This is a genomic window from Butyrivibrio sp. AC2005, from assembly GCF_000424145.1.
In the GTDB taxonomy this organism is placed as follows: Bacteria; Bacillota; Clostridia; order Lachnospirales; family Lachnospiraceae; genus Butyrivibrio.
The window spans coordinates 1-26,503 of sequence record NZ_AUJI01000030.1 but is presented as its reverse complement, the minus strand read 5'-3'; the positions used below and the strand labels follow the sequence as shown (position 1 = coordinate 26,503).

Annotated in this window: 26 protein-coding genes; 25 read left to right on the top strand and 1 reads right to left on the bottom strand. The window is 39.7% G+C overall.

Features of this window, described 5'->3' with window-relative positions:
• Positions 1-2: 2 nt before the first annotated feature.
• From G602_RS0108885 to G602_RS0108870, 5 genes are all read left to right on the top strand, one after another.
• A complete protein-coding gene (locus tag G602_RS0108885; protein ID WP_044931652.1) occupies positions 3-869 on the top strand; it encodes a carbohydrate ABC transporter permease in 867 nt (288 codons plus the stop codon).
• Positions 869-2,038, top strand: coding sequence for an AGE family epimerase/isomerase (locus G602_RS0108880; RefSeq protein ID WP_026658696.1), 1,170 nt, complete (start codon positions 869-871; stop codon positions 2,036-2,038). The genes G602_RS0108885 and G602_RS0108880 overlap by 1 nt, the downstream gene beginning before the upstream one ends.
• The gene (locus G602_RS0108875; protein WP_026658695.1) at positions 2,028-3,200 is read left to right on the top strand and encodes a glycoside hydrolase family 130 protein; all 1,173 of its coding nucleotides are present in this window, start codon (positions 2,028-2,030) and stop codon (positions 3,198-3,200) included. The genes G602_RS0108880 and G602_RS0108875 overlap by 11 nt, the downstream gene beginning before the upstream one ends.
• Positions 3,201-3,211: 11 nt before the next feature.
• Positions 3,212-3,457: an ADP-ribosylglycohydrolase family protein gene (locus G602_RS32025; RefSeq protein WP_155829761.1), complete on the top strand. Its 246-nt coding sequence runs from the start codon at positions 3,212-3,214 to the stop codon at positions 3,455-3,457.
• 346 nt (positions 3,458-3,803) lie between these two features.
• Positions 3,804-4,193, top strand: coding sequence for a glyoxalase/bleomycin resistance/dioxygenase family protein (locus G602_RS0108870; protein WP_026658693.1), 390 nt, complete (start codon positions 3,804-3,806; stop codon positions 4,191-4,193).
• 273 nt (positions 4,194-4,466) lie between these two features.
• Here G602_RS0108870 and G602_RS0108865 read toward each other — a convergent pair whose 3' ends face one another.
• Positions 4,467-5,774, bottom strand: coding sequence for an ATP-binding protein (locus G602_RS0108865; protein ID WP_026658692.1), 1,308 nt, complete (start codon positions 5,772-5,774; stop codon positions 4,467-4,469).
• A gap of 247 nt (positions 5,775-6,021) precedes the next feature.
• On the opposite strand from G602_RS0108865, the gene G602_RS29755 reads away from it, so the two are divergent.
• The 20 genes from G602_RS29755 to G602_RS0108760 all read left to right on the top strand — a co-directional run bounded on the left by G602_RS29755 (position 6,022) and on the right by G602_RS0108760 (position 25,740).
• Entirely contained in the window at positions 6,022-6,177 is a 156-nt protein-coding gene (locus G602_RS29755; protein WP_081675927.1) for a DUF1963 domain-containing protein, read from the top strand.
• Positions 6,178-6,295: 118 nt separating this feature from the next.
• A complete protein-coding gene (locus G602_RS25895) occupies positions 6,296-7,306 on the top strand; it encodes a DMT family transporter (RefSeq protein ID WP_242835546.1) in 1,011 nt (336 codons plus the stop codon).
• Positions 7,260-7,568 carry a hypothetical protein gene (locus G602_RS0108850; RefSeq protein WP_026658691.1) on the top strand — a complete coding sequence of 103 codons (309 nt, stop codon included), beginning with the start codon at positions 7,260-7,262 and terminating at the stop codon, positions 7,566-7,568. The genes G602_RS25895 and G602_RS0108850 overlap by 47 nt, the downstream gene beginning before the upstream one ends.
• Positions 7,569-7,662: 94 nt before the next feature.
• A complete protein-coding gene (locus G602_RS0108845) occupies positions 7,663-8,073 on the top strand; it encodes a peptide deformylase (protein WP_026658690.1) in 411 nt (136 codons plus the stop codon).
• A gap of 216 nt (positions 8,074-8,289) precedes the next feature.
• A complete protein-coding gene (locus G602_RS0108840) occupies positions 8,290-8,907 on the top strand; it encodes a hypothetical protein (RefSeq protein ID WP_026497807.1) in 618 nt (205 codons plus the stop codon).
• Between the two features lie 297 nt (positions 8,908-9,204).
• Positions 9,205-10,584 (top strand): TrpB-like pyridoxal phosphate-dependent enzyme, encoded by a 1,380-nt coding sequence (locus G602_RS0108830; protein ID WP_026658689.1) that lies wholly within the window; start codon positions 9,205-9,207, stop codon positions 10,582-10,584.
• A gap of 26 nt (positions 10,585-10,610) precedes the next feature.
• The gene (locus G602_RS0108825; protein ID WP_026658688.1) at positions 10,611-11,885 is read left to right on the top strand and encodes a hypothetical protein; all 1,275 of its coding nucleotides are present in this window, start codon (positions 10,611-10,613) and stop codon (positions 11,883-11,885) included.
• Between the two features lie 64 nt (positions 11,886-11,949).
• Positions 11,950-12,717, top strand: a complete 768-nt coding sequence (locus G602_RS0108820) for a ZIP family metal transporter (protein ID WP_026658686.1) — start codon at positions 11,950-11,952, stop codon at positions 12,715-12,717.
• A 155-nt stretch (positions 12,718-12,872) separates the two neighbouring features.
• Entirely contained in the window at positions 12,873-15,371 is a 2,499-nt protein-coding gene (locus G602_RS0108815) for a helix-turn-helix transcriptional regulator (protein ID WP_026658685.1), read from the top strand.
• Positions 15,372-15,527: 156 nt separating this feature from the next.
• Positions 15,528-15,779 carry a DUF2442 domain-containing protein gene (locus G602_RS25890; RefSeq protein ID WP_044931624.1) on the top strand — a complete coding sequence of 84 codons (252 nt, stop codon included), beginning with the start codon at positions 15,528-15,530 and terminating at the stop codon, positions 15,777-15,779.
• A 17-nt stretch (positions 15,780-15,796) separates the two neighbouring features.
• Positions 15,797-17,215: a hypothetical protein gene (locus G602_RS0108805; RefSeq protein ID WP_026658684.1), complete on the top strand. Its 1,419-nt coding sequence runs from the start codon at positions 15,797-15,799 to the stop codon at positions 17,213-17,215.
• Positions 17,208-18,527 carry a hypothetical protein gene (locus G602_RS0108800; RefSeq protein ID WP_026658683.1) on the top strand — a complete coding sequence of 440 codons (1,320 nt, stop codon included), beginning with the start codon at positions 17,208-17,210 and terminating at the stop codon, positions 18,525-18,527. The genes G602_RS0108805 and G602_RS0108800 overlap by 8 nt, the downstream gene beginning before the upstream one ends.
• A gap of 18 nt (positions 18,528-18,545) precedes the next feature.
• Positions 18,546-23,141 (top strand): type VII secretion protein EssC, encoded by a 4,596-nt coding sequence (gene essC / locus G602_RS0108795; RefSeq protein ID WP_026658682.1) that lies wholly within the window; start codon positions 18,546-18,548, stop codon positions 23,139-23,141.
• A gap of 13 nt (positions 23,142-23,154) precedes the next feature.
• Entirely contained in the window at positions 23,155-23,409 is a 255-nt protein-coding gene (locus G602_RS0108790; protein WP_026658680.1) for a ubiquitin-like domain-containing protein, read from the top strand.
• A gap of 12 nt (positions 23,410-23,421) precedes the next feature.
• On the top strand, positions 23,422-23,724 hold the full coding sequence (locus G602_RS0108785; protein WP_026658679.1) for a WXG100 family type VII secretion target: 303 nt from the start codon (positions 23,422-23,424) through the stop codon (positions 23,722-23,724).
• Positions 23,725-23,742: 18 nt separating this feature from the next.
• On the top strand, positions 23,743-24,066 hold the full coding sequence (locus G602_RS0108780) for a WXG100 family type VII secretion target (RefSeq protein ID WP_026658678.1): 324 nt from the start codon (positions 23,743-23,745) through the stop codon (positions 24,064-24,066).
• A 22-nt stretch (positions 24,067-24,088) separates the two neighbouring features.
• The gene (locus G602_RS0108775; RefSeq protein ID WP_026658677.1) at positions 24,089-24,379 is read left to right on the top strand and encodes a WXG100 family type VII secretion target; all 291 of its coding nucleotides are present in this window, start codon (positions 24,089-24,091) and stop codon (positions 24,377-24,379) included.
• Between the two features lie 15 nt (positions 24,380-24,394).
• Entirely contained in the window at positions 24,395-24,703 is a 309-nt protein-coding gene (locus G602_RS0108770; RefSeq protein ID WP_026658676.1) for a WXG100 family type VII secretion target, read from the top strand.
• 28 nt (positions 24,704-24,731) lie between these two features.
• Positions 24,732-25,055 (top strand): WXG100 family type VII secretion target, encoded by a 324-nt coding sequence (locus G602_RS0108765; protein ID WP_026658675.1) that lies wholly within the window; start codon positions 24,732-24,734, stop codon positions 25,053-25,055.
• A 19-nt stretch (positions 25,056-25,074) separates the two neighbouring features.
• Positions 25,075-25,740 carry a hypothetical protein gene (locus tag G602_RS0108760; RefSeq protein ID WP_026658674.1) on the top strand — a complete coding sequence of 222 codons (666 nt, stop codon included), beginning with the start codon at positions 25,075-25,077 and terminating at the stop codon, positions 25,738-25,740.
• Positions 25,741-26,503 lie beyond the last annotated feature (763 nt).

Sequence of the window (26,503 nt, the reverse complement as noted above, 5' to 3'; positions counted from 1 at the left end):
CAATGGAAAAGGAAATTGTTAGGAGCAAAAAGATCAGTGCAAGTGGAGTTGTATGGATATGTGTAAAATATGTTTCCGTTATATTCTGCGCGTTAATGGCAGTGCTTCCAATTATTTCCTGCGTAATAACATCGCTGAAAACAGAAGAAGAATATCAGAGAACAAATGTTATGACTCTGCCGGAAAACTTTTTCAATTTTTCAAATTATGTAAAAGCTTTCACACAGGCCAATATGGGCAGGGCATTTCTCAATTCATTTATAATCCTTGTATTTGTACTTGTCGGCTCAACTCTTATCGGATCGCAGCTGGCATATGTACTTAACAGATTTAAATTCCTTGGAAACAGTCTCATCAGAAACATGTTTACATTTGCAGCACTCCTTCCGGGGATTGCAATGCAGGTTTCTGTCTATGAGATCATGGGAAATCTGGGACTGATCAATACTTTGTATGGTTATATTATAATGATGATGGGAACGGACGTTATGTCCATTTACATATATATACAGTTTTTTGAAAATCTTCCGGTATCCCTTGATGAGAGTGCATTTCTCGATGGTGCTAATTATTTTCAGATCTATTCAAGGATATTGTTGCCTCTGTTAAAACCGGCAATAGTGACAAACATGATATTAAAAGGTGTGGGTGTGTATAACGAGTATTACTGTGCAAGCCTGTATCTGCAGGATAAGAGAAGACTTTGTACAGTAGCCACATCACTTTATACCTTCACCGGACCTATGGGTAATCAGTATCATCTTATCTGTGCAGGAGTAATTATGTCACTGCTTCCGGCGCTGATAATTTTCCTTCTATGTCAGAAGCAGATATATAACGGTGTTGCAGCCGGAGCGGTAAAGGGGTAATGACTATGGTAAATGAAATAAGGCAGGAGCTTGTAAACGGTATAATTCCTTTCTGGAAGGGCTTTAGGGACGATGAATATGGCGGATATTACGGCTATATGGATTTTGACCTTAATGTGGACAGAAAGTATGAAAAGAGTTGTATCCTTAACAGCAGAATCCTGTGGTTCTTTTCAAGTGCATATAAGGTGCTTGGAGATGCGAGCCTTCTTGATGAAGCGAAACATGCATATGAATTTCTTCTGAAGTATTGCCTGGATAAAAAAGATGGTGGCAGTTTCTGGTCAGTTACATATGACGGAGCACCCCTTGATACTACCAAGCATACATACAATCAGGCTTTTACGATTTATGGTCTTTCGTCATATTATGATGCTTCCGGTGATGAGGATGCGCTTAAGCTTGCTTTGTCACTTTATGAGCTGATTGAGAAAAAGATGAGGGATGAGGACGGATATCTGGAGGCTTTCGACAGAGAGTTTAAGCCTGTTTCAAATGAGAAGCTTTCTGAGAATGGAACGGAAGCGACAAGGAGCATGAACACGCTTTTGCATGTTATGGAAGGATATACGGAGCTTTACAGAGTATCCGGTGACAACAGGGTCAGAAAATCCTTATATGAAGTATTGGATATAGTGAGCAAAAAGATATACAATCCGCAGCTCCACAGGCAGGAATGCTTTTTTGACAAGGAGTACAATTCGCTGGTTGATCTGTATTCATACGGTCATGATATTGAAGCTGCATGGCTTATTAACAGAACTACAGATATTCTGTGCGATACTGAGCTTTCAGAGAAAATTGGCAAAATTACAGATGATTTGGTAAGCGAAGTATATAAAGTTGCATTTGATGGCAGATCCATACCTGTTGAAGCCGAAAACGGTATTGTGAAAGAAGACAGGGTATGGTGGGTTCAGGCAGAAGCCATAAACGGTTTTCTGGATGCATATGAAAGACATCCTGAGAAGAAAGAATACCTGAATGCTGCAAAGGCATTATGGGATTATATAAAAGAAGTCATTATTGATAAAAGAGAGGGCTCAGAATGGTACTGGTATGTGGATGCAGAAGGTGTTCCTGCAAAAGAGCCTATAGTTGAACCCTGGAAATGTCCGTACCATAACGGAAGAATGTGTTTGGAGGTAATAACAAGAAATGTTGCATGAGAGATATTATATTGAAAAAGACAGACAGGAAAGGCTTCTTTCCAGAAAAAACGAGCCATCTGATTTTTATAACGGCGTATACACAAGATATACCTATCCGGTTCTTACAAGAGAGCATATTCCGCTTACCTGGAGATATGACCTTGATATAAAAACAAATCCGAATTTCCAGGAACGTCTTGGAATAAATGCAGTTCTTAATTCCGGAGCAATAAAGCTTAATGGGAAGTATTATCTTGTAGCCAGAATTGAAGGCAATGACAGAAAGTCATTCTTTGGAGTAGCAGAGAGTGACAACGGAATAGACAATTTCAGATTCTGGGACTATCCGATTCTTCTTGATGATACCTGCAAGGAGGAGACAAATGTCTATGATATGAGACTTACTCAGCATGAGGATGGCTGGATTTATGGAGTGTTCTGCTCTGAGAGCCATGATGATTCCACAAACGATCTGTCAGCTGCTGTAGCTGCGGCAGGTATCGTAAGGACTAAGGATCTTAAGAAATGGGAGAGACTTCCCAATCTTGTTACAAAACGCTCCCCTCAGCAGAGAAACGTTGTCCTTCATCCTGAGTTTGTTGATGGGAAGTACGCTTTCTATACACGACCGATGGACAGCTTCATAGATACAGGAAGCGGTGGTGGAATAGGCTTTGGACTTTGTGATGACATCACAAATGCAGTAATAGATGAAGAGAAAATTCTTAGCAGAAGGAAATATCATCAGATTACAGAAGCCAAAAATGGTGAATGTATCGTGCCGATAAAGACCAATAAGGGCTGGCTTCATGTTGCCCATGGTGTAAGAAATACTGCAGCAGGTCTGAGATATGTCCTCTATGCATATGCTACAGACCTTAATAATCCTGAGAAAGTAATCGCTGAGCCCGGAGGACTTCTTCTTGGCCCCCTTGGCTGGGAGCGGGTAGGGGACGTGTCCAATGTTGTTTTTTCAAATGGAGCAATTGTGGAGGATACCGGAGACATCCTGCTATATTACGCAGGAAGTGATACCAGGGTCTATGTTGCAAAGACCAGCATAGAGCTACTTAGTGATTATATCTTCGGAACACCGGAAGATCCCGGCAGAAGCGTTCTGTGCGTTCAGCAAAGATGTGAGCTTATAAAGAAAAACCTTGAAGTGTTAAGGAATGAGTAAAATATCATTTTATTGTTAATGTAGAGCCGGATGGAAAAATAGTTCTATCCGGCTCTTATTTATATCTGGAGGATGCCATATCCAAGGCTATTTTTTTAGGTGGCGATACTGATACCCTTGCCTGCATTACTGGCAGCATAGCAGAGGCATACTACGGATATATTCAGAACACGGAGCAAAAAAGCATCTTATTGAGTAAACTTCCGGAAGATATAAAAAGAATAGCTGATGAATTTGAATTTAAGTATCACCGATAAAAATGTGATGATCTGCTGTTTTTAATTGTTTTTTTTGCATTAAACATCACCTCAAGTTTTGTTTTACAAAAATTTCTATAGATGTCCTCTTAAGATGAAAAAATACGCAAACAGGACAATTATAATAAGAAAAATTGTATTATAATTGTCCTGTAACGATATAAACATTATCAAATAGGACAATTAAGCATGATAGGAAGATTAATTTTATCTGGTTTTATGAAAAGTTAATGAAATTGGACAATACTTAATAGGGAGATTATTTTTTTCATGCTATACTTTTTATACGAGTAATACTTATAGAGGTGAGTTGTAAAGCTATCGGGGAGATAGGAGGGATATAAAAATGAAAATCACAGGTTTTAATCCGGCAATACATACTTCTGATGTGGAGTCTGTGCTTCATCTATTCGAGGACTTGGGATTCCAGCAAAGACATGAAAGAGATGGCCTTGCCAGCGAGAGTGTGGACGATACTGTTGAGGCTGTCATCAGGTTGAAGAATGAAGATGGATTTGCCTTAGATATCGTCAAGGCTAATGGATTTCCGCGGGATGTTACGATTCTTAGGATAAACGTTGATGATTTTGATGAAGCATATAAATTATTTGAGGAGAGGGGCTTCCGTAATTGTATGGGCGAGGGAAACCTGATTGTTTCACCCTATATAAAAGGTGCTCGTATGGAATCTCCCTCAGGTTTTGGAATAATGCTTATGCAGCATCTTAAGGGATGATTTGCTGAAAAAGATATGCGAAGGCACATATATGATAACTATCTCTTATCAGATTAACCTAAAAGTGTAAAATAAGAAATTTGTGGAAAGCCCATGTTTCAGGGCTTTCTTCTTTTTGTCTTTTTACAAAAAATGTCATTTAGCTTAAATTATTTAAGCTGGAAAGTATAAAAAGTTTTAAGGGAGTTTTGTATTAATAACAAACCCCCTTTAAGTGTTATATAAGATTTATAGTAAAGCTTATTCAGCAACAAAATTTATATGGATATGTTTTTAAATGAATAGAGCCATGTATAACGGAAGGGTGATTATTCCTGCGTCTCCTACGCCTATGTTGCCATCTATGAACTTATATCCCAAATCTATATCGGATTTATTTTTTATCACAGAATTAAGCGATGTAGCACGCGTATTACCGCTCTTTACTTCTATTGGAATGACCTTGCCATCTTTTTGAATCAGAAAATCTATTTCCTTTTTAGTTGTTTCATTTTTATAGAAGAAAAGAGAGTAATCTTTTTTGATCAGAGCATCTGCAATGGCGCACTCAAACAATCCACCTTTTGTGTTTCCGGAAAGCGTGTTTTCAACGATATGCTGCTTTAATGAGAAATCCTTCATGGCTATAAGCAGCGATAGATCAGTGGTATACGCCCGGAAAAAGTCATCTCTTGCATAATCATCAAGATCATAGCGCATATCAGAAACAAGCCGGCAGAGCTGGATGATATCAGCTCTTAGGAGCCAGTCTATGCTTGAGTAATACTTCTGAGCCCTTGCGCCATGTTCAATCTCTTTATACTGAAATTTATGGTTTTCCTTATCAAGGAGCTGCTTTGAAAGGGAAAGATAGCATTTTTCTGCCTTTACCTTTTCTTCAGCAGTTGCGTAATGAGCTATATCATACAAATAACCCTGCAGGAGGCTCCGCTGTACCTTATCTACTTCTCTGTAATCTTTGGTATCTATATATTTTTGAACAGCTTCAGGCATACCACCGGTGGCGATATACTGTCTGTAATATGACATCATCTGATTGTGGATGCCTTCCGGAACAGCCTTCTTCTCGGAAAAAAAGGATTGAAGTGATCTTATCATGTCATCAGAAATGCCAAGTCCCCAGAGGTATTCTTCGAAATCAAGTCCATGCATTGTGATGTAATCAACATACCCTACGGGGTAGGATGATGATCTTTTGTAATCTATACCCAGAAGAGAGCCTGAAGCTATTACGTCATATCTGTTATCTGTAGCCCAGAACTTAAGTGAAGTTATGGCTTCCGGACATTCCTGGATCTCGTCTAAAAAGATAAGCGTTTTATCAGGAACAATTTTCTTTTCCGGAAATCTGAATCTTAATGCCATGACCATGTTATCAACAGTCAGATCACCTGAGAAAATCTCAGCGGCTGAAGGAGTCTCTTTAAAGTTGATTTCAACGGTTTCTTCGTAGTTATCACGGGCGAATTGCTCAATTATATATGTTTTTCCAGTCTGGCGAGCGCCTTTGACGATAAGGCATTTCTTATCTTTGGCGGAAATCCAGTTTTTCAGCTGCTCAGTAACTTTTCTTTTTAGCATTACGACACCTCATCAACATTTTGGAATGTTTAAAATGCATTCAAATCAACATTTTAGAATATAAAAATGTTATACATATCAACATTTAAGAAAATTCTACCATGAATATCTGAGTCGAACAATATTTTACAGGTAATATCTGCCGCCTTTTTGTCTAAAAGTCTGTCTGTTCTCAGATAGCATGGAATTTTGTATAATTAACTAAGTATGTACCACATTTCATAATATACGAAGGGAACTATATTATATGATCACAATGCAAAAACTCGGAATGGATTCCTGTTATGGCGATGGATACGAGATCATGTGGGGAGACTCAGGAGTAGGTCACTTTTTTATAGAAGAGGATGATCTGAAAAACCTTAACTTCGATAATGTACTCTATACCTGGGATTGTTTCTGATGAACTGGGCTTTCTTGAGCATTTTGGATATGCTCTTCAAAACTACCACGCACCACAAATTTGATTTTTCTTGAGCAAAGGAATAAAAATTAAGACAGTAAAAGGATAAATAAAGATCATGATGAAAGACAGACCGAGCAGATCTTCTGTCTGGACCTGGTTTCCCATAACATTTATCACAGCGTTGTTTTGCTGCGTGTTATGGGGAAGCGCCACTCCTGCTATCAAAATTGCATATGAACTTTTTGAAATCAGTCCGTATGATACAGCATCAAGAATCATGCTGGCAGGCGCACGCTTTTTCCTAGCCGGAATCATGACTATTGGACTCGGGTCACTTTTGGCAAGACGGTTCCTTAAACCGGAGAAGGCTTCGCTGCACTATATATTTGTACTTTCAATGTTACAGACCGTAGGGCAGTACTTTTTCTTTTTCATGGCGCTGGCGCACATAACCGGCGTTCGTGGATCCATCATAAATGCAGCAGGTAATTTTTTCGCAATACTTATAGCTGCATATATTTTCCATTTTGAAAAATATACCATTCGAAAATTCATTGGCTGTATTACAGGCTTTGCCGGAATTTTCCTGATTCTTGGCGGAATAAACGCTTTTAGCAGTGCTGAAAGCATTTCGTTATCCGGAGAAGGCGCCATGCTTTTTGCGGCTATTTTCTATGCACTTTCTTCCTGCTGCATAAAGATTTTTTCACGAAAAGAGAATCCTGTGACATTAAGCGGATATCAGTTCATGCTCGGTGGAGCGATTCTTTTTATCATCGGATTTTTCATGGGTGGACACCTGATATTCGGAAGTTGTGCATGCCTTTTTAATCTTATGTATATGGGCTTTATATCTGCCGGCGCTTACACCTTGTGGGGAATACTTCTAAAGCATAATCCTGTCAGCAGAATTTCAATTCTTGGATTCATGAATCCTGTCATGGGAGTTCTTCTTTCAGCGCTGTTTTTGGGAGAAAACAAGGAAGCATTTTCTTTTACCGGACTGATAGCACTCTTGCTGGTGGTTTCCGGAATAATCATTGTGAATACATCTGCAACTAAAAAAGGAGGCGCTCATTATGGAAATAGACTTAAAAAAACTGGAAGAGAAGTATTCAAAAAATAAACCCACATTTTCACTATTAGAGTTAGTTATATGCATCGCATTAGTCATGATTGGATGTGTGTTGTTTTGCGCGATGCCGGATGAAATGGGAATTTGGGGATGGATATTGTTTGTAGCAGGTACTTTCCTTAATGTTGTGGGAGTTTTCAGATTTGCTGCAATGGTCCCGGAGGCAAAGAGTGATTTTCCGATTCTTGTGCAGGTTCCGCATGATGCGATTATCCAGATGTCAGGGTGGCATACATACTGGTATTTTATGTAAGTGTTTGATGGCATTTTGAAAAACACAGATAGATTAAGATTATAAAAGGATGCTGTATACAGATAAATACTATTTTTTAGAGGAGATATAGACAATGGTTAAGCAGATAGTAAGAGATCCGATGTTTCTACAGCTAAAATCAGAGCCTGCAACTGAAGATGATAGGCAGGTTGTACAGGATCTTATTGATACATTAAATGCAAACAGGGACAGGTGCGTTGGAATGGCTGCCAATATGATTGGTGTGAGAAAACAGATCATAGTTGTGGCTATGGGACCTTTTTCAGTGCCCATGATCAATCCGGTCATTACAAAAAAGACCGGAAAATATGAGACCGAGGAAAGCTGTCTTTCCTTAGAGGGAGTAAGACCCTGCACACGATATAAGGAAATAGAAGTAGATTACCTTGATCAGAATTTTGAAAAGAAACACGGGAAATATACGGATTTTACTGCTCAGATAATTCAGCACGAGATTCAGCACTTTAGTGGCGAGCTGATTTAAGTAAAGGGTGTCGCGAGAATCCATAATAAGTGAGAAATATCTAAATGAATGCGCAAGGCGTAATCCGTATGAAACCTGCTATAAATGGGATACACCTGCTATGCCTATAGAGGAGCGACTTGATTTTTCTAAATCCAGGGTAAAGTTTGCTCGTCAGGATCTGGAACTATATATTAATAGACATTTACTCGAAATAGATGAAAGGACAACACATCAATGATGACAAGATATGAAGATTTGGAAGAATTCATACCGGTACACACAACAGTTACTCAGGAAAAGCTAGATGGAGAGAAGGTTTTCAGGGTCATAAAAAAGGAAAAAATCATGCAGTTCGATGAGAATACCTTTGTCAAACTGAGAAATATAGATTTCCATAATGGTATCATCAGGGTAAAAATGTTGAGCAGGCTTCTTCCCGACGCTCCGGATTTCGCCAGAGGATTCATAGGAATCGTTTTTAGGGTAAATCAGGATAATAGCGAGTTCGAATCTTTTTATATAAGGCCAACTAATGGGACGACAAATGATCCTGTGCGTAAGGCACATGGATGCCAGTACTTTTCTTATCCGGGATATACTTTTGCTTATTTTAGAGAATTTGGAATCACTAATTATGAAGCACCGATTCATAATGGATTAAATGAGTGGGTACAGCTGACAGCCATTATTCATGATGAAAAAGCTCAGTTTTATTTGAATGAAGAAAAAGATCCTGTACTTGTGGTTCATTTTATGAAACACGGTAAAGATGCACACGGATCTATAGGATTCTTTTCTGAAATCGGAACAGAGGCTTTCTTTAAAGATTTTGAAGTAGAATATAATGACTGACAGATTCGAGTTTTTGAAATTACAATGTTATTGAATACACGGTCAAGATACATCAAAAAATATATAAATTTCCTTTATACTTGTAGATGTTTTATGGAGTACGATGGAGAAGAAGATGAATGTAAATGTATCGGTTCCAGAGGAACTGATACAAGCTAATGAATTGCAAAAGATTGGAGATTATGAATTATCAAACAGTAGAATTCAGTCTATTATGAATCTTAAATGATTTACTGTTGACTTTCGAGCGAAAAACTTCAATACTTTAATAAAGTAAATCGCGAAAGGATGAGAACAATGAGTGTAGAAAAAACAATCCCGTACAAAATTTATTTGAGCGAAGATGAGATTCCGAAGCAGTGGTATAACGTGCGTGCTGACATGAAGAATAAGCCGGCTCCGCTTCTTAATCCTGAGACACTTAAACCCATGGGATTTGAAGATTTAAGACCGGTTTTCTGCGATGAACTTATTAAGCAGGAACTTGATGATACCACTCCTTATATTGACATACCTCAGGAGATTCAGGACTTCTACAAGATGTACAGACCTTCACCTCTTGTAAGAGCTTACTGCCTTGAGAAGGCGCTTGGAACACCCGCCAAAATCTATTATAAGTTTGAGGGTAACAACACAAGCGGAAGCCACAAGCTTAATTCCGCAATAGTTCAGGCTTATTATGCTAAGCAACAGGGACTTAAGGGTGTCACAACAGAAACCGGAGCAGGACAGTGGGGAACAGCTCTGTCAATGGCAACCGCTTATCTTGGAATTGACTGCAAGGTTTATATGGTTAAGGTTTCATATGAGCAGAAGCCTTTCAGACGCGAGGTTATGCGTACATATGGTGCAAGCGTGACTCCTTCACCTTCTATGGATACAGAGATTGGAAAAAAGATCAATGCAGAACATCCCGGAACAACAGGTTCACTTGGATGCGCAATTTCAGAGGCAGTTGAGGTGGCGACCAAGACAGAAGGATACAGATATGTTCTTGGAAGCGTGCTTAATCAGGTTCTCCTTCATCAGACCGTAATCGGCCTTGAAGCGAAGGCAGCCCTTGATAAATACGGAATTACTCCTGATATAATTATCGGCTGCGCAGGAGGCGGATCAAACCTCGGTGGACTTATTTCTCCTTTCATGGGTGAGAAGCTGCGTGGTGAAAAGGATTACAGGATTGTTGCAGTCGAGCCCGCAAGCTGCCCCAGCTTTACAAGAGGTAAGTTTGCATATGATTTCTGTGACACAGGTATGGTATGTCCGCTTGCCAAAATGTACACACTTGGCAGCAACTTTATTCCTTCAGCTAACCATGCAGGCGGACTCAGATATCACGGCATGAGCCCGATCCTTTCACAGCTTTATCACGATGGTTACATGGAGGCTATTACAGCTGAGCAGACAGCAGTATTCGAAGCGGCTCAAAGATTTGCAAGAGTTGAGGGTATACTTCCTGCACCTGAGAGCTCACATGCAATAAAGGCAGCAATCGATGAAGCCCTTAAGTGTAAGGAGACAGGTGAGGAGAAGACAATTCTCTTTGGACTTACAGGAACCGGCTATTTTGACATGGTTGCTTATCAGAAGTTTAACGATGGCGATATGACCGATTACATACCGACAGATGCTGAACTTGAAGAAAGCTTTGCAAGATTACCTAAAGTTAATGACTAGTATTTGTTTCATATGAGGGGAAGAGGATGAAATACAGCGTTGACACATATCCTTTATATAAAGATGAGAAAAATTTTGCTTTTGTAGTGCGGGCAAAGGCAAGAATGAAGGAAAGGGTAGATATTGATGTTCTAAGAGTGGCTGTCAATAAAGCTATCAAAAGATACCCTTATTTTGCCGTAAAAATAGAAATTGATGAAAGCGATGCTTATGTACGTGTGCCTAATGATAAAGAGGTTGTTGTTCTTCCCATGGGAGACAAAACGCCGTATCTTGGCAGTAAAGAGGTAAATGGGCATTTGCTTTTTTTAGAATGTGATGGAAAGGACATCTATTTTAATATTTCTCATACCATGTGTGGAGGTCGCGGATTACAACCATGGATAATGACTACGCTATGGCAGTATGTTGCGGATAAATATGGTATTGAGCCTAATGCTCCGAACATTAGGAAACCTGACGATCCACTGCTTGAAGGTGAGATGGATGAACCTTCTTTGGATACACTTCCAAAGGATGAACCCATATATGAGTATAAGAGTAAAAATCCTTATGTTATGGTTTTTGATTACATGAGAGCACTACTTGTTCCATTTCTTCGGAATGATAATTATCGCGTGCTTACATTTTCCCAAAAGGATATTATGAATTATGCAAGAGGAAATGACTCCAGTGTAGCAGCGTTTTTCCTGGTTGCTGTTGCTAAGGCACTGGATAGGCTGCTTCCGGAGAAGGTGACCGTTATTGGCGGAGAAATGGCTCATAACCTTTCTGCCAATATCGGTATTAAAAATGCGCATTGTGATATCCTAAGCCACATCCATATTGATTACACAAGAGATCAGCTTAAGATGGATATGGAAAAACTTGGAACCATGACCAGAGGGCAGATTATTTTGCAGACTGATCCTTCCGTAAGTAGTAATGAGGTTAGGGGAAAGCTTGAACTTTTTGAAAAGCTTGACGATATCCATGGGATTGAAGCCAAGAGAAAATACATGAAGGAAAATGATCCGTCAACAGGAAAAGATGCCAAGCATGGAACATATTATGTGAATTATACGGGCCAGATGGACTGGGGAGAAGTGGCGGATTACATTGAATCCTTTGTTGCAATCGTGGAAGGACATCTGATGCTGGAGGTAACATCCGTAGGCGATAAGATATTTGTCTGCTTTATGCAAATGCTGAATACCGAAAAATACATCAATGCTTTTCAGGATGTACTTAAAGAGCTGGGGATTCCGTTTACCATGGAAGGCCCTTTTCCAAAGAAGCTTTCGAGACACAGGCTTCCATAAAATTGACTACCGGAGAATTTAATTTACCTAAGAAGAGGCTGTTGGACTAAAGGAGTAAGCGGCTATGTGGAACATAATCATTATTCCGTTCCTGGGGACGGCGCTGGGAGCTGCCAGTGTATTTTTGTTTAAAAAAGAGATGAGCCAGAATATGCAACGTGCCCTTACGGGCTTTGCATCGGGAGTTATGGTGTCCGCATCTTTTTTTAGTTTATTGCTTCCAGCACTGGATCAGACTGCGGAAATGGGAAAACTTGGATTTCTTCCTGTATCTGTCGGATTCAGTATAGGAATGCTTTTCCTTTTGGTACTGGATATGGTAACGCCACACATGCATCTGGATAAAAACGAGGAAGGTCCAAGGAGTGGGTTAAAGAGAACAACTAAGCTTGTTTTGGCGGTTACTCTCCATAATCTGCCTGAAGGAATGGCGGTAGGAATAGTTTGCGCAGGATGGCTTTATGGAAACAGCACAATCTCTTTTACAGGAGCACTTGCTCTGGCAATCGGTATTGCTATACAGAACTTCCCTGAAGGAGCAATAGTTTCCATGCCACTTTTGGGAGAGGGAGTTCCCAAGGGAAAGACTTTTCTTTATGGCGTTCTGTCCGGAATTGTTGAACCTATAGGTGCATTACTGGTCATTGCTGCATCAGGATTGTTTATCCCGCTAATGCCATATCTTTTGAGCTTTGCAGCAGGAGCCATGATGTATGTCGTTGTAGAGGAACTTATCCCGGAGATGTCCGAGGGTGAGCATTCGAATATCGGAACAATCTCTTTTGCTCTGGGATTCATACTCATGATGGCTCTGGATGTAGGATTAGGGTGAAGCTCTTCAGTAGGAAGGAGGTGCATGAAACCTTATAGAAATTGCATAAAAAATTAAAAATCTAAGTGAAATATATGTGGATATTTGATAATATCTATATATATTTCACTTAGATTGTTTCAAATGGGGAAATGGTTATTTGAGGGGATTATAATATGCCAAAACGCCGGGGGAATTTAAATACTATCTATATTTCTGAACGCCTTCAGGAATGTCTTAGACAAATTGCGTATTGTACCTTAACTACTGTAGTTGCTCCAATGGGATATGGAAAAACCACAGCAGTAAACTGGTTTCTCACAGAAAAATCCCATAAGGAAAAAATAAATACTATACGCATAAGCGTCTATTCTGACAATCTTGCGATTTTTTGGAAAAGCATTCAGGATGCCTTCGATTATGCAGGTTTTAATTTTCTTAAGGAATATCCTTATCCAAATGATCCTGCCAGCGGAAGTCTTCTTGTAGATGCTGTTTGTCATGAATTAGGTGGTGTTATTCCCACTTATATATTTCTTGATGACTTTCATTTGATGACAGATCGGAGAGTAACGGAATTTATATGCCTTTTGGTTGGACGATTACCTGATAATGTTCATATGATAATTGCCAGTCGGGACCGATTTCTTCCTGCCGGAGAAATACTCAGGCTTGGGAATAAGGTTCATCAGATAGGCATAGGTAATCTCAGGCTTAATCACACTGAGCTTTCAGTATACGCGCATAAATGTGGAACAGAACTGACAGCTTCACAAATAGACCAGCTTTTATATTCAAGTGAAGGATGGTTTTCGGCAATTTACCTTAATCTTCGAACTTTTTCCGAGCAGGGGATACTGGCAGATAACGATTCCGATATTTATACTATGTTCCGTTCAGCCATGATTGATCCGCTTAAGGAGGATCAGCGTGAATTCCTGGCAGTAATGGGTCTGGCTGATGAATTTACTGTAGAAATGGCTTCTTACATTACCGGATATGACATAGCAGAGTCGATGATAAAAGCCATGACTGAACAAAATGCTTTCGTGACCAGACTTCCTGATGGCATTCATTTTCGTTTTCACCACATGATGAAGGAATGTGCGGAAAGAACTTTTAAAGAACTTCCTAAGGGAAAACAGCTTTCTTACATAAACAGATATGGCGATTGGTATAAAGATCATGAACAGTATATACATGCTTTAGCGGCATACAGACAAAGCGAAAATTATGATTCTCTCCTCGATGTGGTCAAAGCAGATGCAGGCATACTACTTGCAACACAAAATCCGGATGAAGTAATTTCTCTATTGGATAAATGTTCTGCTGATATATTGAGCAGACATCCATTTTCACTTCTCGTTCTTATGAGATGCATGTTTAACTGGCATAGGATTCCCAAAATGTTGGAAATTAAGGGACTGCTTCTTTCTGCCATTTCGAATCAGCCGGAAATGGATGAATCGGAAAAAGGAAATCTCCTTGGTGAATGTGATCTTATAACAAGTTTTCTTATGTATAACGACATAAGTGCCATGAGCAGCTTGCATAGAAGTGCAAGTGAGAAAATGACGCACGAAGCAATCAGCCTTAGCAACAAGGGTGGATGGACCTTTGGATCACCTTCAGTATTTATGATGTATTACAGAGAGCCCGGGGAGCTTGCAAAATACCTTACTGAAATGGATGAGTGCATGCCACATTATTACAAAATAACAGATGGCCATGGCAAGGGTGCTGAAAAAATAATGAGAGCCGAAGCCTGCATGATGCAGGGAGATTTTGTTGACACACAGCTTCTTCTTGAACAGGCCTATAATATGGCTGAATCCGCTAATCAGGAAAACATGGTTCTGTGCGCTGATTTTACTATGCGAAGACTTTCTCTTTTTACAGATGTGAAGCCAAGATGCACCTTTGAGGAGCGATATAATGAGCTTTTAAGCCAGCGTAACATCGCACAGATCAATATATTAATTGCAAACCAGTCGTATTACTATGCACTCGTAGGAAAAGAAGATAAGATTCCGGACATTTTCAGACGTCATTTGCTCGCTACCATAAATCTTCTGGCTCCGGGGAAACCGATGAATGAGATGATTGAAAATCAGGTTTACCTGCTGCAGGGAGATTATCCAAAGGTAATAGCTAAAAATACCGAACTCATCGAAATGTGTCATGGTATGCACTATGCTCTGGTAGGTATGCACTTAAACATCCAGACAGCTGCAGCCTATGAAAAAATGGGAAAGAGAAGTGAAGGAGTTTTGGCTCTGAAGAAAGCTCTGGAAGATGCACTGCCTGATAAGCTTGCACTTCCTTTTGCCGAAAATTACCAATACATAAAAGACATAATGAAGGAATGCGTAACTGAAAGTAACTCTGCTTTTATTGATGTAATTTATACCTTGGGTGATCTGTTTGAGAAACGCATAAACAAGCAAAAAAGAGAAACAGTTCTTCCCGATTCTCTTTCTGTTCTTACAAAGCGTGAATATGAAATTGCAACTCTGATGCACGAGCGAATGAGCGGAAGAGAAATAGCAGAAAAACTTTTTATATCGGAAGGAAGTGTAAAGCAATATGTAAACCAGATTTATTCAAAGCTGGAAATCGAGGGTGACAGACGTATAAAGAGACAAAAACTCTTTGAAATGATTGAAAAAAAATAGAATAAATAAAAAACCTAACTTTAGGTTAATGTTTAATTTTTTATAACCATCTTACAATTTGTAAGGTGGTTATGTTTTTTTATTTCAAAATTTTTGTATTTTCATGAAATAAAAAAACGCAGTAATGAGGCGAAAATTGTAGAGGAGGGAGTATATGTGAAGAGAAAGTACATTTTAGATGTTGAACCATTGGCTGATTACGTGCTGAAGGTGGATTTTATCACTGGCTCAAAAATGCTATTGGACATGAAGCCTTATCTGGATAAGGTCAGGTTTAAAAAGCTCTCCGATGAAGGTGTATGGAACAGCGCAGTAACAAACGGTATCTTTGTCCGTTTTGGCGATGTGGAGATCAGTCATGATGAAATCCTGAATATGGCCGAACAGGGCGATGGGTCAGATGAATAGAAGAAGGAGAAAGAGTAATGGGAGATGAAAACTTAAACAACACCGAAGATACTTCTGTGTTATTTGTTTCAGCGCAAAAGAAAAAGCAGGCTGAGGAGGCAGCAAAAAGGGCAGAAGCTGAGGAACTGGCCAAAAAAGCAGCAAGGGAAGAAGAAATAAAAAAACAGGAAGAGGAAGTTGCTTCGAGGAAACAAAAGGCTGAAAAGGTAGGCACAGCCTTAAATAAAAAGGTTGAACGAGGAGACAAGGCAGGAATCAAACTGCCGATTATCATTGGTGCACTGGCCGGTATTGCTATTTTGGTATTCATTGTTATAAAAATAACCGGTCCCAAGGAAGAAACTGTTCAAAAAGAAGCAGTAGTTATTGAGGATAATCTTACATTTAATGCCGAGTACGACTTGTCATCAGATGGCTATGATCTTAAGCTTTCCTATCCTTCTGATAAGTTTAAAAAAGTACATGTAGAGGATGGAGGAAACTCCAAGCATGTTTTCTTTGAACAGGAAGAGAATCCGGACATATCGGTTGAAGTAATATGTGAAAAGATACTTAAGTATCCTTTTTCCGAGTCAAACTTTTTATGGGAATGGGAAGCAACTACCAGAAATAATGAGCTTAAAGAAAGTGTAAAAGCTGTAACCGGTGGTGGAATAATATCGCGGGAGAGTCAAAGCACCATAAGTTCTGATAATAGCGTTATGTATGAATATCTATGCAGTGCGGATAAGGATGAGCATAATTCAGCACTTGCAGGCTGGTATGTAAAAAGCGGTGATAGTATTTACAAACTTATTGCAAAGAGTACTTCAAACAGTGATGACGTAGAAGCAAATCTGAAAATGCGGGATCTCTTTGAAGAAAACAATACTGAAAATGCTCTTAAAACTCCGGGCAGTAATACTCCGACAAGTACCGATGTGGAGGACGTCAGCTTTTACGACAAGGCTAAAATCACATTGGCTTTACCCAAGGGCTTATTTACACAGTATCTTAAGTACGATAACTATGGCGGTGTAGAGAGCGGTGGCCAGGTCTATTACACAGATAATAACGGCGCACTACTTGTTATAACTGCTGTGGATTTTGGTTCTTCGGATTCCCTTGATCCCAGTAATATCGATATGCAAAAGCTTTATGCCACCTACAATTCATTTATTGAGCAAACGGTGGTACCCACTTCCAAAAGAGAAATAGAAGAGGAAAAAAATGCCGTGCTTGGCGTAATGGATACATATAAAAAAGCGAAGGTTAATGTTGATGGAGTGGAAATGCGTGAATCAGATTATTATGATATATCAGTTATCAATGATCGATATATTGTACTGAGCTTTAGAATGTATTCACCATACAAGGATGCAGAGGTATACGACACAATTTTCGAAAATGCTCTTGCGCATATGTATGATCATAATGGGGGAATGAGCTATGAGTGATGTTAATTTAAATGAAACAGAAGAAACTGCAGCGTTATTTGTATCTACGCAAAAAAAGAAGGAAGAAGAAAAAATAGCTGCCAGGGAACAGGCAAAACGAGATGCAGAAGCGGCTGAAGTTGCAAGAATGGAACGTGAAGTTCAGGAGCAGAAGGCAAAGGTTAAAAGTCAGCGGGCAAAAACTGCAAAGATTATTGCCGTAGTTATAGCTGCTGTTGTACTGATTCCAATAATACTTTTGTTTATTTATACCGCTATGACATCTATTGACTATGCTCAGCTTGACTTTAATTCTCAATATGCATCGTCAAAAGATAATTATATTTATACATTCAAATTCCCGGATAAGCTTTATGGAAGTGTTTCCGAGAATGATTATGAATCCGGGATTCAATTGGATTTTGCGACCAAAGCGGATGATATGGTTAAAACGAAAATCATAATATTTGATGAAGCCTTCAGTGCTGATGAGCTTGTTACCAGTGCATCCGTTAATAGAATTGCTCCTTCCGAGAGAATTGATTCATTGTCAAGGGAAGCCAAGAGAATTTTGCAGGCTGAGTTTACCAATGCTCAGATTCTGGATGAGGAATCGGCAGATCTTGATGCAACAGAACCCGGCAAATTCTTCTATAAATGCACTTTTAAATGTGATGGCTATTCAGGTGGTGCACAGTGCTGGCAACAGCTAAACAGCAAAGGAGATTCCAAGAAAATACTTCTGATCTGTTCAAAAAAAGGCGAAGATCCTACAGACAGCCTTACACTCAGAGATTCATTTTTTGATACTAACAGTGATGAGGCACTGGTAATTCCCGGCGGAACTCCCCTTGAATCGGCAACCTGCACTGAATATGTATCTTATGATGACAAACATATGCTGATTAAATTGCCGGGCGGCAGGTTTTCTCATGAAACGGTGGGCAGTTATGAAATCTGGTCTGACCTTAACGGTGCATCAATAATTATCGGAATGTCACCTATGAATCTGGATTTCCAAAGTCTCACAGATGAGCAGCTTATATCATGTTATCAGCAGTTGCTGGATGGAGCCTATGTCTCAAAATGTGGAATATTCTCAAACAGAGAAGCTTTAGGTGATCCATCATTTAGTAAAAGTTCATATTGGGCAGACTATAAAGTCAACTGTGGTGGGATTCCTTATTTGGAAAAATATTTAGGCACAATGTGGACTGATGAACAGACAAAGGAAGTATACTGGATGACCTTTGAGGTGGTAGCTCCCTTAAAAGATAAAGCCATCTACACTGAACTCTTCACAAATGTATCAAATAGCCTGGAAGATATGTAAATATATAGGAGGAGCAATATGAGTTATCTGTTAACAGCCGTATTTGAAAACGGTTTTTGTGAATTATATCTACCGGATGTAGACAATAGAAAGGTACCTCTTGAAATCAAACCCTATATAAGCGGCAGGGATGATGATGTAATTCTTCCTGTAGAGGTATGGGACGGAATCTGGACCTTTACATCTGACGGTAAATATACGATTACCCAAAATGAAACTAAAATAGATAAAATTACCATCTCCGATGGTATGTTTGTTAACTGTGAATTTAAGGACGGTCAGATTTTTTCATTTACTGCAGAAGAAATAACTGATGGTAACACACAGTTTAAAAAGTACTTTTTACGTCCTGATACCCAGATGAAAATCACAATAGGTAAGGATGATTCCAACACCATCAGCTATAACAACAAATTCGTTTCACCAAAGCATGCTGAAATCGCCTTTTCACAGGAAGGTGCGATTATAAAAGATCTGGAGAGCATGAACGGAACCTTTATAAACGGGCGAATGCTAAATGGTGAGAAAAAGCTTATTTTCGGTGATGTAATATATATCATCGGTCTGAAAATTATTTTCCTTGGTAATACTATAGCAATCAATAACCCTAAAAATTCCTGTAAAGTAAACGGCATAAAAGAAATAAATATTACTTCTACCGGTGGGGATGCTGAAGAGTTTGAAGAAGAGGAAGAAAAGTATTTCCTCCGCACTCCCAGAAAGCTTGAAATATTGGATACAGAGACAATTACACTTGAAAAATGTCCCCCCAAACAGAAGCAGGAAAAGCCTCCGCTGCTGCTTACCATTGGACCATCCTTTACAATGGTAATCCCTATGGCGCTTGGTGCAACCCTGGCTATGGGCGAAGGAATGTCAGGAGCAGGCGTTGTTATGGGCTTTGGTGCTGCCTGCATTGGCGCTATATGGGCTATCGTAAACAACAAGCATCAGGATAAAGTATTCCGTGAAGCTGAAATGAGAAGGGTTAAAAACTTCGAAAATTACACTGTTGAAATGATGGGTGTCATCAAAAATAAAATGGAATACAATGTGGCTGTTTTAAACAGAACATACCCTTCAGTAAATGAAGCAGCTGACATAGGAATAGGCGAGACACCAAGGCTGTGGGAGAAGAGCTCGGTACACGACGATTTCCTTGATATCCGTCTTGGAACAGGTGATATTCCTTCATTTAATAAAATCGATACAGCAAAAGAGCAGGCTATGATGGAACATGATCCTCTAAATAAAAAGACAGAGGAAATCAAGCTAACCATGTCTGAGCTTAAGGGAGTTCCTGTTTCACTTTCACTTTATAAAAACAGGTTTGTCGGAGTTGTTTCACCCGACAGGGCAAGTGCAATTGCTATTGCAAGAACAATGACAGTGCAGCTTGCCAGTGCTCATCCTTATACAGATGTAAGAATGTGTATGGTATTTCCGTCAAAAGAACGGGATAACTGGAACTACATGAAATTCCTTCCGCATATCTGGTCTCCCGACGGCAAGCTTCGTCTTATGTGCTGTGATAAGAACAGTATCGGTGATGTAATGTACTTCATGTCAGGTATTATCCGTGACAGAATTGACAAGACCGGAAAAGGCGCTGAAAGGACTGATGATCATAAGAAGGTCCTTCCGCATTATGTTTTTGTCATCGCTGATTACTCTCTGATAGCGGAGGAGCCTATATGTAAATATCTGCTTAATCCAACAGAAGATATGGGTATTTCCGTTATTATGCTGGCAGATGCACCGGATAAGCTTCCAAGTGGTTGTACCACAATCGTAACCGCAAGCGAGAAGGACTGCAGCTTTATTTCCACAGTGAATGCATTCCCCGGAAGATACAATGTAACCTTTGATAGTCTTCCTCCGCTCAAGGCAGAAGCCTTTGCAAGAAAGCTGTCAGGCATACATTTGAGAGAGACCGGAGTTTCCACAGCTATACCTGATATACTTACCTTCCTTGATATGTATAAGACCTCCAACATTGAATCTCTCGATATCTATCATAGATGGCTTGAAAACAGAACCTATGAAAGCATGAGAGCAATGATTGGTTACAAATCCGGCAACCAGCCGCTGTACCTTGATATTCATGAAAAATATCATGGACCTCATGGTCTTGTTGCAGGTACTACAGGTTCCGGTAAATCAGAGACTCTGCAGAGCTATATTTTGTCTCTGGCAGTAAACTATCATCCCGATGAGGTGGCATTTATCCTTATCGATTATAAGGGTGGCGGAATGGCACAGAGCTTTGAGGGACTGCCGCATGTCTCAGGTGTTATCACAAATCTTGGAGGAAATGCGACAAACAGGGCACTGCTTTCAATAAACGCTGAAATAAAGCACAGGCAGCAACTTTTCAATGACTTTAAGGTAAAACATATTGATGCTTATATAGAGCTTTATCGTTCCGGTATAGCAACCGAGCCAATGCCTCATCTTCTTATAATTGCAGATGAATTTGCTGAGTTGAAAAAAGAACAGCCTGAATTTGTTCGTTCTCTTGTATCCGCAGCCCGCGTAGGACGTTCACTTGGTGTAAATCTTATTCTTGCAACCCAGAAACCTTCAGGCGTTGTAGACGATGAAATCTGGTCGAATACAAGATTCCGTCTTTGCCTCCGTGTTGCCGATAAGACTGATTCAAATGAGATGCTAAAGAGACCGGATGCTGCATATATCACAGGAACAGGTCGTGGCTTCTTCCAGGTAGGAAGCGATGAAATCTTTGAAGAATTCCAGTCAGGCTGGTCAGGCGCAGAGTATGAACCTGATATTCCGTTTACAGATGAGAAAAATGCGAAGGTTGAACTCATAAATCTCATTGGTAAAAATGGCGTTCCGAAAAAGAAGGATAAGAATAAGAAATCAGACAATATTAAGAAGCTCACGCAGCTTGATGCTATCGTAAGGTACACTGCAAAAATAGCAGAGGAACACAATATCGCCGCTGTAAGACAGATATGGCTGCCTGCTTTGAAGAAAAGAATATATCTTAGTGAACTGCAGACTGAAAAAGCAGAAGGCTTTAGCTTAAGGATTCCTATCGGTATTGTCGATAATCCTGAGATTCAAAGCCAGTACACAGCTTACGTTGATTTCCTTTCAGACGGCAATCTTCTTATCTGCGGTGCATCAGGATCAGGAAAAACCACACTTTTGCAGACCATAATCTATGGTGCGGTAACAAATTACAGTGCCTCGGATGTAAATATCTACATACTGGATTTTTCATCACGTACAATGGCTATCTTTTCAGCTATGCCTCACATTGGTAGTGTTTGCTTCGATGGAGAGGATGAAAAGCTTAACGATACCTTTGAGTTCTTCATGACAGAGCTTACTGAAAGAAAGAAGAAATTTGCCGGAATGGGAATCGGCTCCTACAAGGAATATGTTCAGCATGCATCTGACTGCCCGGCACTGCTTCTTGTTATTGATAATTTTGTTGCTTTCTATGAGAGCTATGACAGATTTGAGGATGATCTTTCTGTTCTTACAAGAGAAGGCTCAAGCTATGGAATTTACACTATTATAACAGCTAATGGCTCCAGCGATCTTAGAAGCAGACTCCGCCAGAACTTCAATACCGGTATCGGACTTCAGATGCCTGACCGCTTCGAATATGAAGCAGTAGTCGGAGATCACACTGAAATTGTTCCGGAAGGAAAGACACCCGGCCGCGGACTTATCAAGGCTCCGGGATGTGTTGAATTCCAGGTAGCACTTCCTGTAGAGGAAACGGAAGGTCTTTCTCAGGCACAGAGCATAAAAAAGAGTCTTTCTTCAATTGAATTATCAGGTGGTTCCGAAGGCGCTAAAAAGCCGGGACAGACTCTTGATTCTCTCACGATTAATGAACTCATGAAGGAGACAGAGACACTTCCTGAAAACAAGCTTGCTGTTGGAAAATCCATTGATGGAGAAAACATAATTTCCTTTGATATGGATAAAGAATACTGTATAAGCCTTATTGGCCTTGGAGAAACCGGTAAGACAAATCTTATTAAGGCGATTGCCCTGGAAGCTAAGGCAAAAGGAAGCGATGTAATAATCTTTGATGGAAAAAATGAAGAGCTCAAGGATTTTGCAGCACAAAACGGAATTTCAAAATACGTAACCGATGATGCTGGCCTTTTCAAGCTGATGCAGGATGAAATAGTTCCTAAGTTTGGCGAGAGAAACAAAATCGTTAACGAAGCTAAAAATTCCGGTAAGTCTGTTGTGGATGCAATGAAGGGTCAGCAGAGAATCCTTTTCCTCATAAATGATTATGCTTCCTTTATAGAAACAGTCTATTCGGAAGAATATGGCATGAACGGATTCTTCGAGACTGCTCTTGAAAAAGGAAAAGATCATAAGATCTACTTTATTGCAGCAATAAATAATGATGATGTTTCAGACTATGCAAGATATCAGGTATCAAGACAGTTTACATCTATGGAAAGTGGTGTAAATCTTGGTGGTATGTTTGATCAGCAGAAAGTTCTTCATTTTGAGATGACCTCCGCAGATGCAGTAAGACAGCTTCCTGCAGGCTTTGGATATGCACTCCTGGAGGACGGAACCCCTGTGAGAATGATAACACCACTTGTATAAAAGGAGGCAGGCTATGAGCAGAATTTTTCTTGAAACAAAAGTACCAAGTATTGCAAAGACCTATGAGTTTTCAGTGGACTCTGTAATGTCTGTTGGTACTGTAAAAAAAGAGATGATAAAGCAGATAACTGATGTTGAGAATCTGAATATATTTCCTGATCCCGACAAAGTACTTTTCTGCAGTATAGATATGCAGGGACTATTACAGGACAATGAAACTCTCGGAAGTATCGGTGTAAAAAGCGGGCAGACAATTATGCTTATCTAGGAGGAGAATGCTATGGCAGATATGACAAATGTTGATGCTCAACGACTCAGGCAGACAGCAAACAGAATAAGTAATCTTGCCGGTGATCTTTCTTCCAATGTCGGAAAGATAAATGATGCTTTGGGAAATCTTAGCAAGGGCTGGCAATCGGATGTCGCTACCAGATTTTTACAGAATTGGCAGGCAGATCAGGAAGCTCTGAATGAGATGCTGGACCAGTATTTAGAAGTTGGCGATATCATGAATGAAATGGCAAACGATTATGAGGCTTCAGAAAGTGAAGTACAAGGGTTGATCGGAAAATTAAAAATTTAAAAATCAGGAGGCGAAATTATGGCAGCCGGAAGTGATACAAAGATGGATATTGCGCTTTTGCTTTCAACCGCAGAATCGCTTACCCCTCTTATAAAAAATCTTGAAAATGTATTTGAACAGTTTCAACAGGAAATAAAGAGTTCAAGAAGTAACTGGCAGGGAGATGGCTCAGACGATATCAAGAATACTGCAGCACAGCTTAAGGAAAGCTCTGCTGAAATAATCACAGTCCTCAATGGCTATGTTTCAGGTCTTAAGGAGCTTGCAGGTGTTTATGATAAAGCTGAGACGAAGGTCGAAAATACCAGTAAATCTCTAAAATTTGATAATACTTTTATGTAATTATGAAACAGGGGGTATTGACATGAAATTCAATTATCAGCAGACGATACAGCAGGCCCAAAACCTTGAGCAGCTGGCATCTGATCTTACAAGGAAAACCAAACCGGCGCTTGGTGGTGTAAAGGATAATCTTAACGCAGCCTGGACAGGGGATTCCGGAAAAGCCTTTATCAAATTTCTTGATGAAGTGGAATCCGATATGGACGCCAAGGCAAAATATTTAAAAGGCGTATCGGATTATTTAAAGAAGACAGCCAGGAAGATTAAGCAGGCAGAGGAAAGAGCAAAACAATCTGCAGCAGGAATATCATAAGAAAAGAGGTAATCTATGGCTACTAAAAATACTGTAAATATTCAAAAAATGAAATCTGCCGCAACAGAGCTTGATAATATCTATTCGTCAATGTCAAAACAGCTAAAAAAGCTTGATGAAACAATGTCCGCTATCAAACAGGTATGGTCGGGAGAAGCTGCAACGACCTATCTGAAAAAGTATGAGAAAAACTATAATGCCTTTCAGAATATGGCAAATGCAATCAGAGGTGCCAGTGATGCACTTACCGAAAACTGTAACACCTATGACCAGGCTGATACAAAGGCTATGGATATCGTTGACAAGCTTTCCAGAAGAGGCTGATGCCAAAGAATTATAAAGGAGGAAAATGATGTCAGATATAAATATAGAGGTCGATGCGAAAAAGCTAAGAACATTGGCTGAGTCTGTTGACAGGGTCCAAACAGAACTGAAAGAATCCTGCTATTCTGCAAAAGAGCAGATAGATTCCCTTAAGAATATCTGGACAGGCGAAGCAGCAAATACATATCAGACAAGCTTTCAGCAACTGATGGATGAGTGTAATGATGCCCTTAATGTCATGGGTAAAATGGTAAATTCTCTCTACGATTCAGCAGACGGATATGAAAAAGTAACTAAGGATATTGAAAATTCGAAGGATATTCCCAAGTTACCGACAAATGTATTTGGCTAAAATCTAAGGGGGTGATTATATGGCTTATAAGATTTCATATAAGGTTGTCTCTGAGCAGGGTGAGCAGCTTAAGAAAATAGCAAAGGATATGGATAACTATATAAACCAGTTAAATCAGATAATTGGTAAATTGGGCGGAGATGAGCTCCTGGTAAATGTTCGAAATGACTTACAAAAATTTATAAGACAGCTTGAGGAAGAACGAACGGTTCTTAATCTTTCCGGACAGGTGATTTCAGAGGTTGTTCAGAGCTATTCCAATGTTGAGAAGAAAACTGTTCAAAAGGTCGACAGAGCAAAAGCTCATAACAGAGATTTCTATAAAAGGCCTGTTGTTGTCGCTTCTGCAGGTGCTGTAGCAGCTGCCGGTGGTGGTTCAGCCGCAGCAGCAAGTTCAGTTGTTGTAAACAGTGGCGGGCAGGCGACTGTAAATGTCAGTTCTACAGTTGTAAACCAATCAGTTATAAACCAATCCATAACCAATAGCTTTGCAGATTCAGGTCAGGGAATTCCGGATATCGGGTCAGTAGCTCCGGATGGACTTGGAGGTATTTCCGGATTGGATTCACTTAATCTTGATCCCGGTACTGTTGGCACAATAGCAGCTGCAGGTGCTGCGGTAGCAGCCGGTGGCATTGCTGCGAATGCAATAAATGAGAAAAAGAAGAAGAGATTGGAAAAATAATTGGTGGCAGTAAAATAGCAGGTACTATACAATGAGAACGCTACGAAGTGGCGGGCGAGCTGACAGTATATTTTTAAATTTCGCTAAAGCAAATAGCTGTGACCGGTGTTTTTTCTGCTACAATCTTGGATGCTATTAATTGTAGCAGTTCAATTTGTGGTCGAAGTTCTGCCTATATCCCGATAAATGCAGATATAGGCAGTTATTTTAATGGCAAGTACTCTGCCTACATTCCAAATATTGCTGATATAGGCAGAATAACAGAGGTAAAATCAACTGCCGATATTAAATAAAAGTGAAATAGAGGCAGAAAACACTCCTTAAAATGAACTGCCTATATCATGAAAAGACCAGAATGAGGCAGAATGCGTCGTTACTGAGGACAATACGTCCATTTACTTTCACAGAACAGTAATATGATGTATAAGCATTATCTATGTACATAATTTTGCACATGAAAACATCTATAATTATCTTAGAAGCTAAGGTGATGTATATGTGAAGGAGTGCAGATTATGGATACTAATTATCTTATAAGTGACTATGATTTTCCTGTATGTAACCACACGCTTCATCTGACCATTTCCAAAAGAAACATTATTGGGTGACCAGGTGCAGTCAAACATTCCCCCATTACTCTAGCTTGACATTTCAAACTGACTACTGTCGTGGTTATCAAATACCTCCTTTTTTTGATAATGATATGTTTTATCGGGAAGAGGAGGATATTATATTTGTGCAAATTTACCAAATGTACAAAATC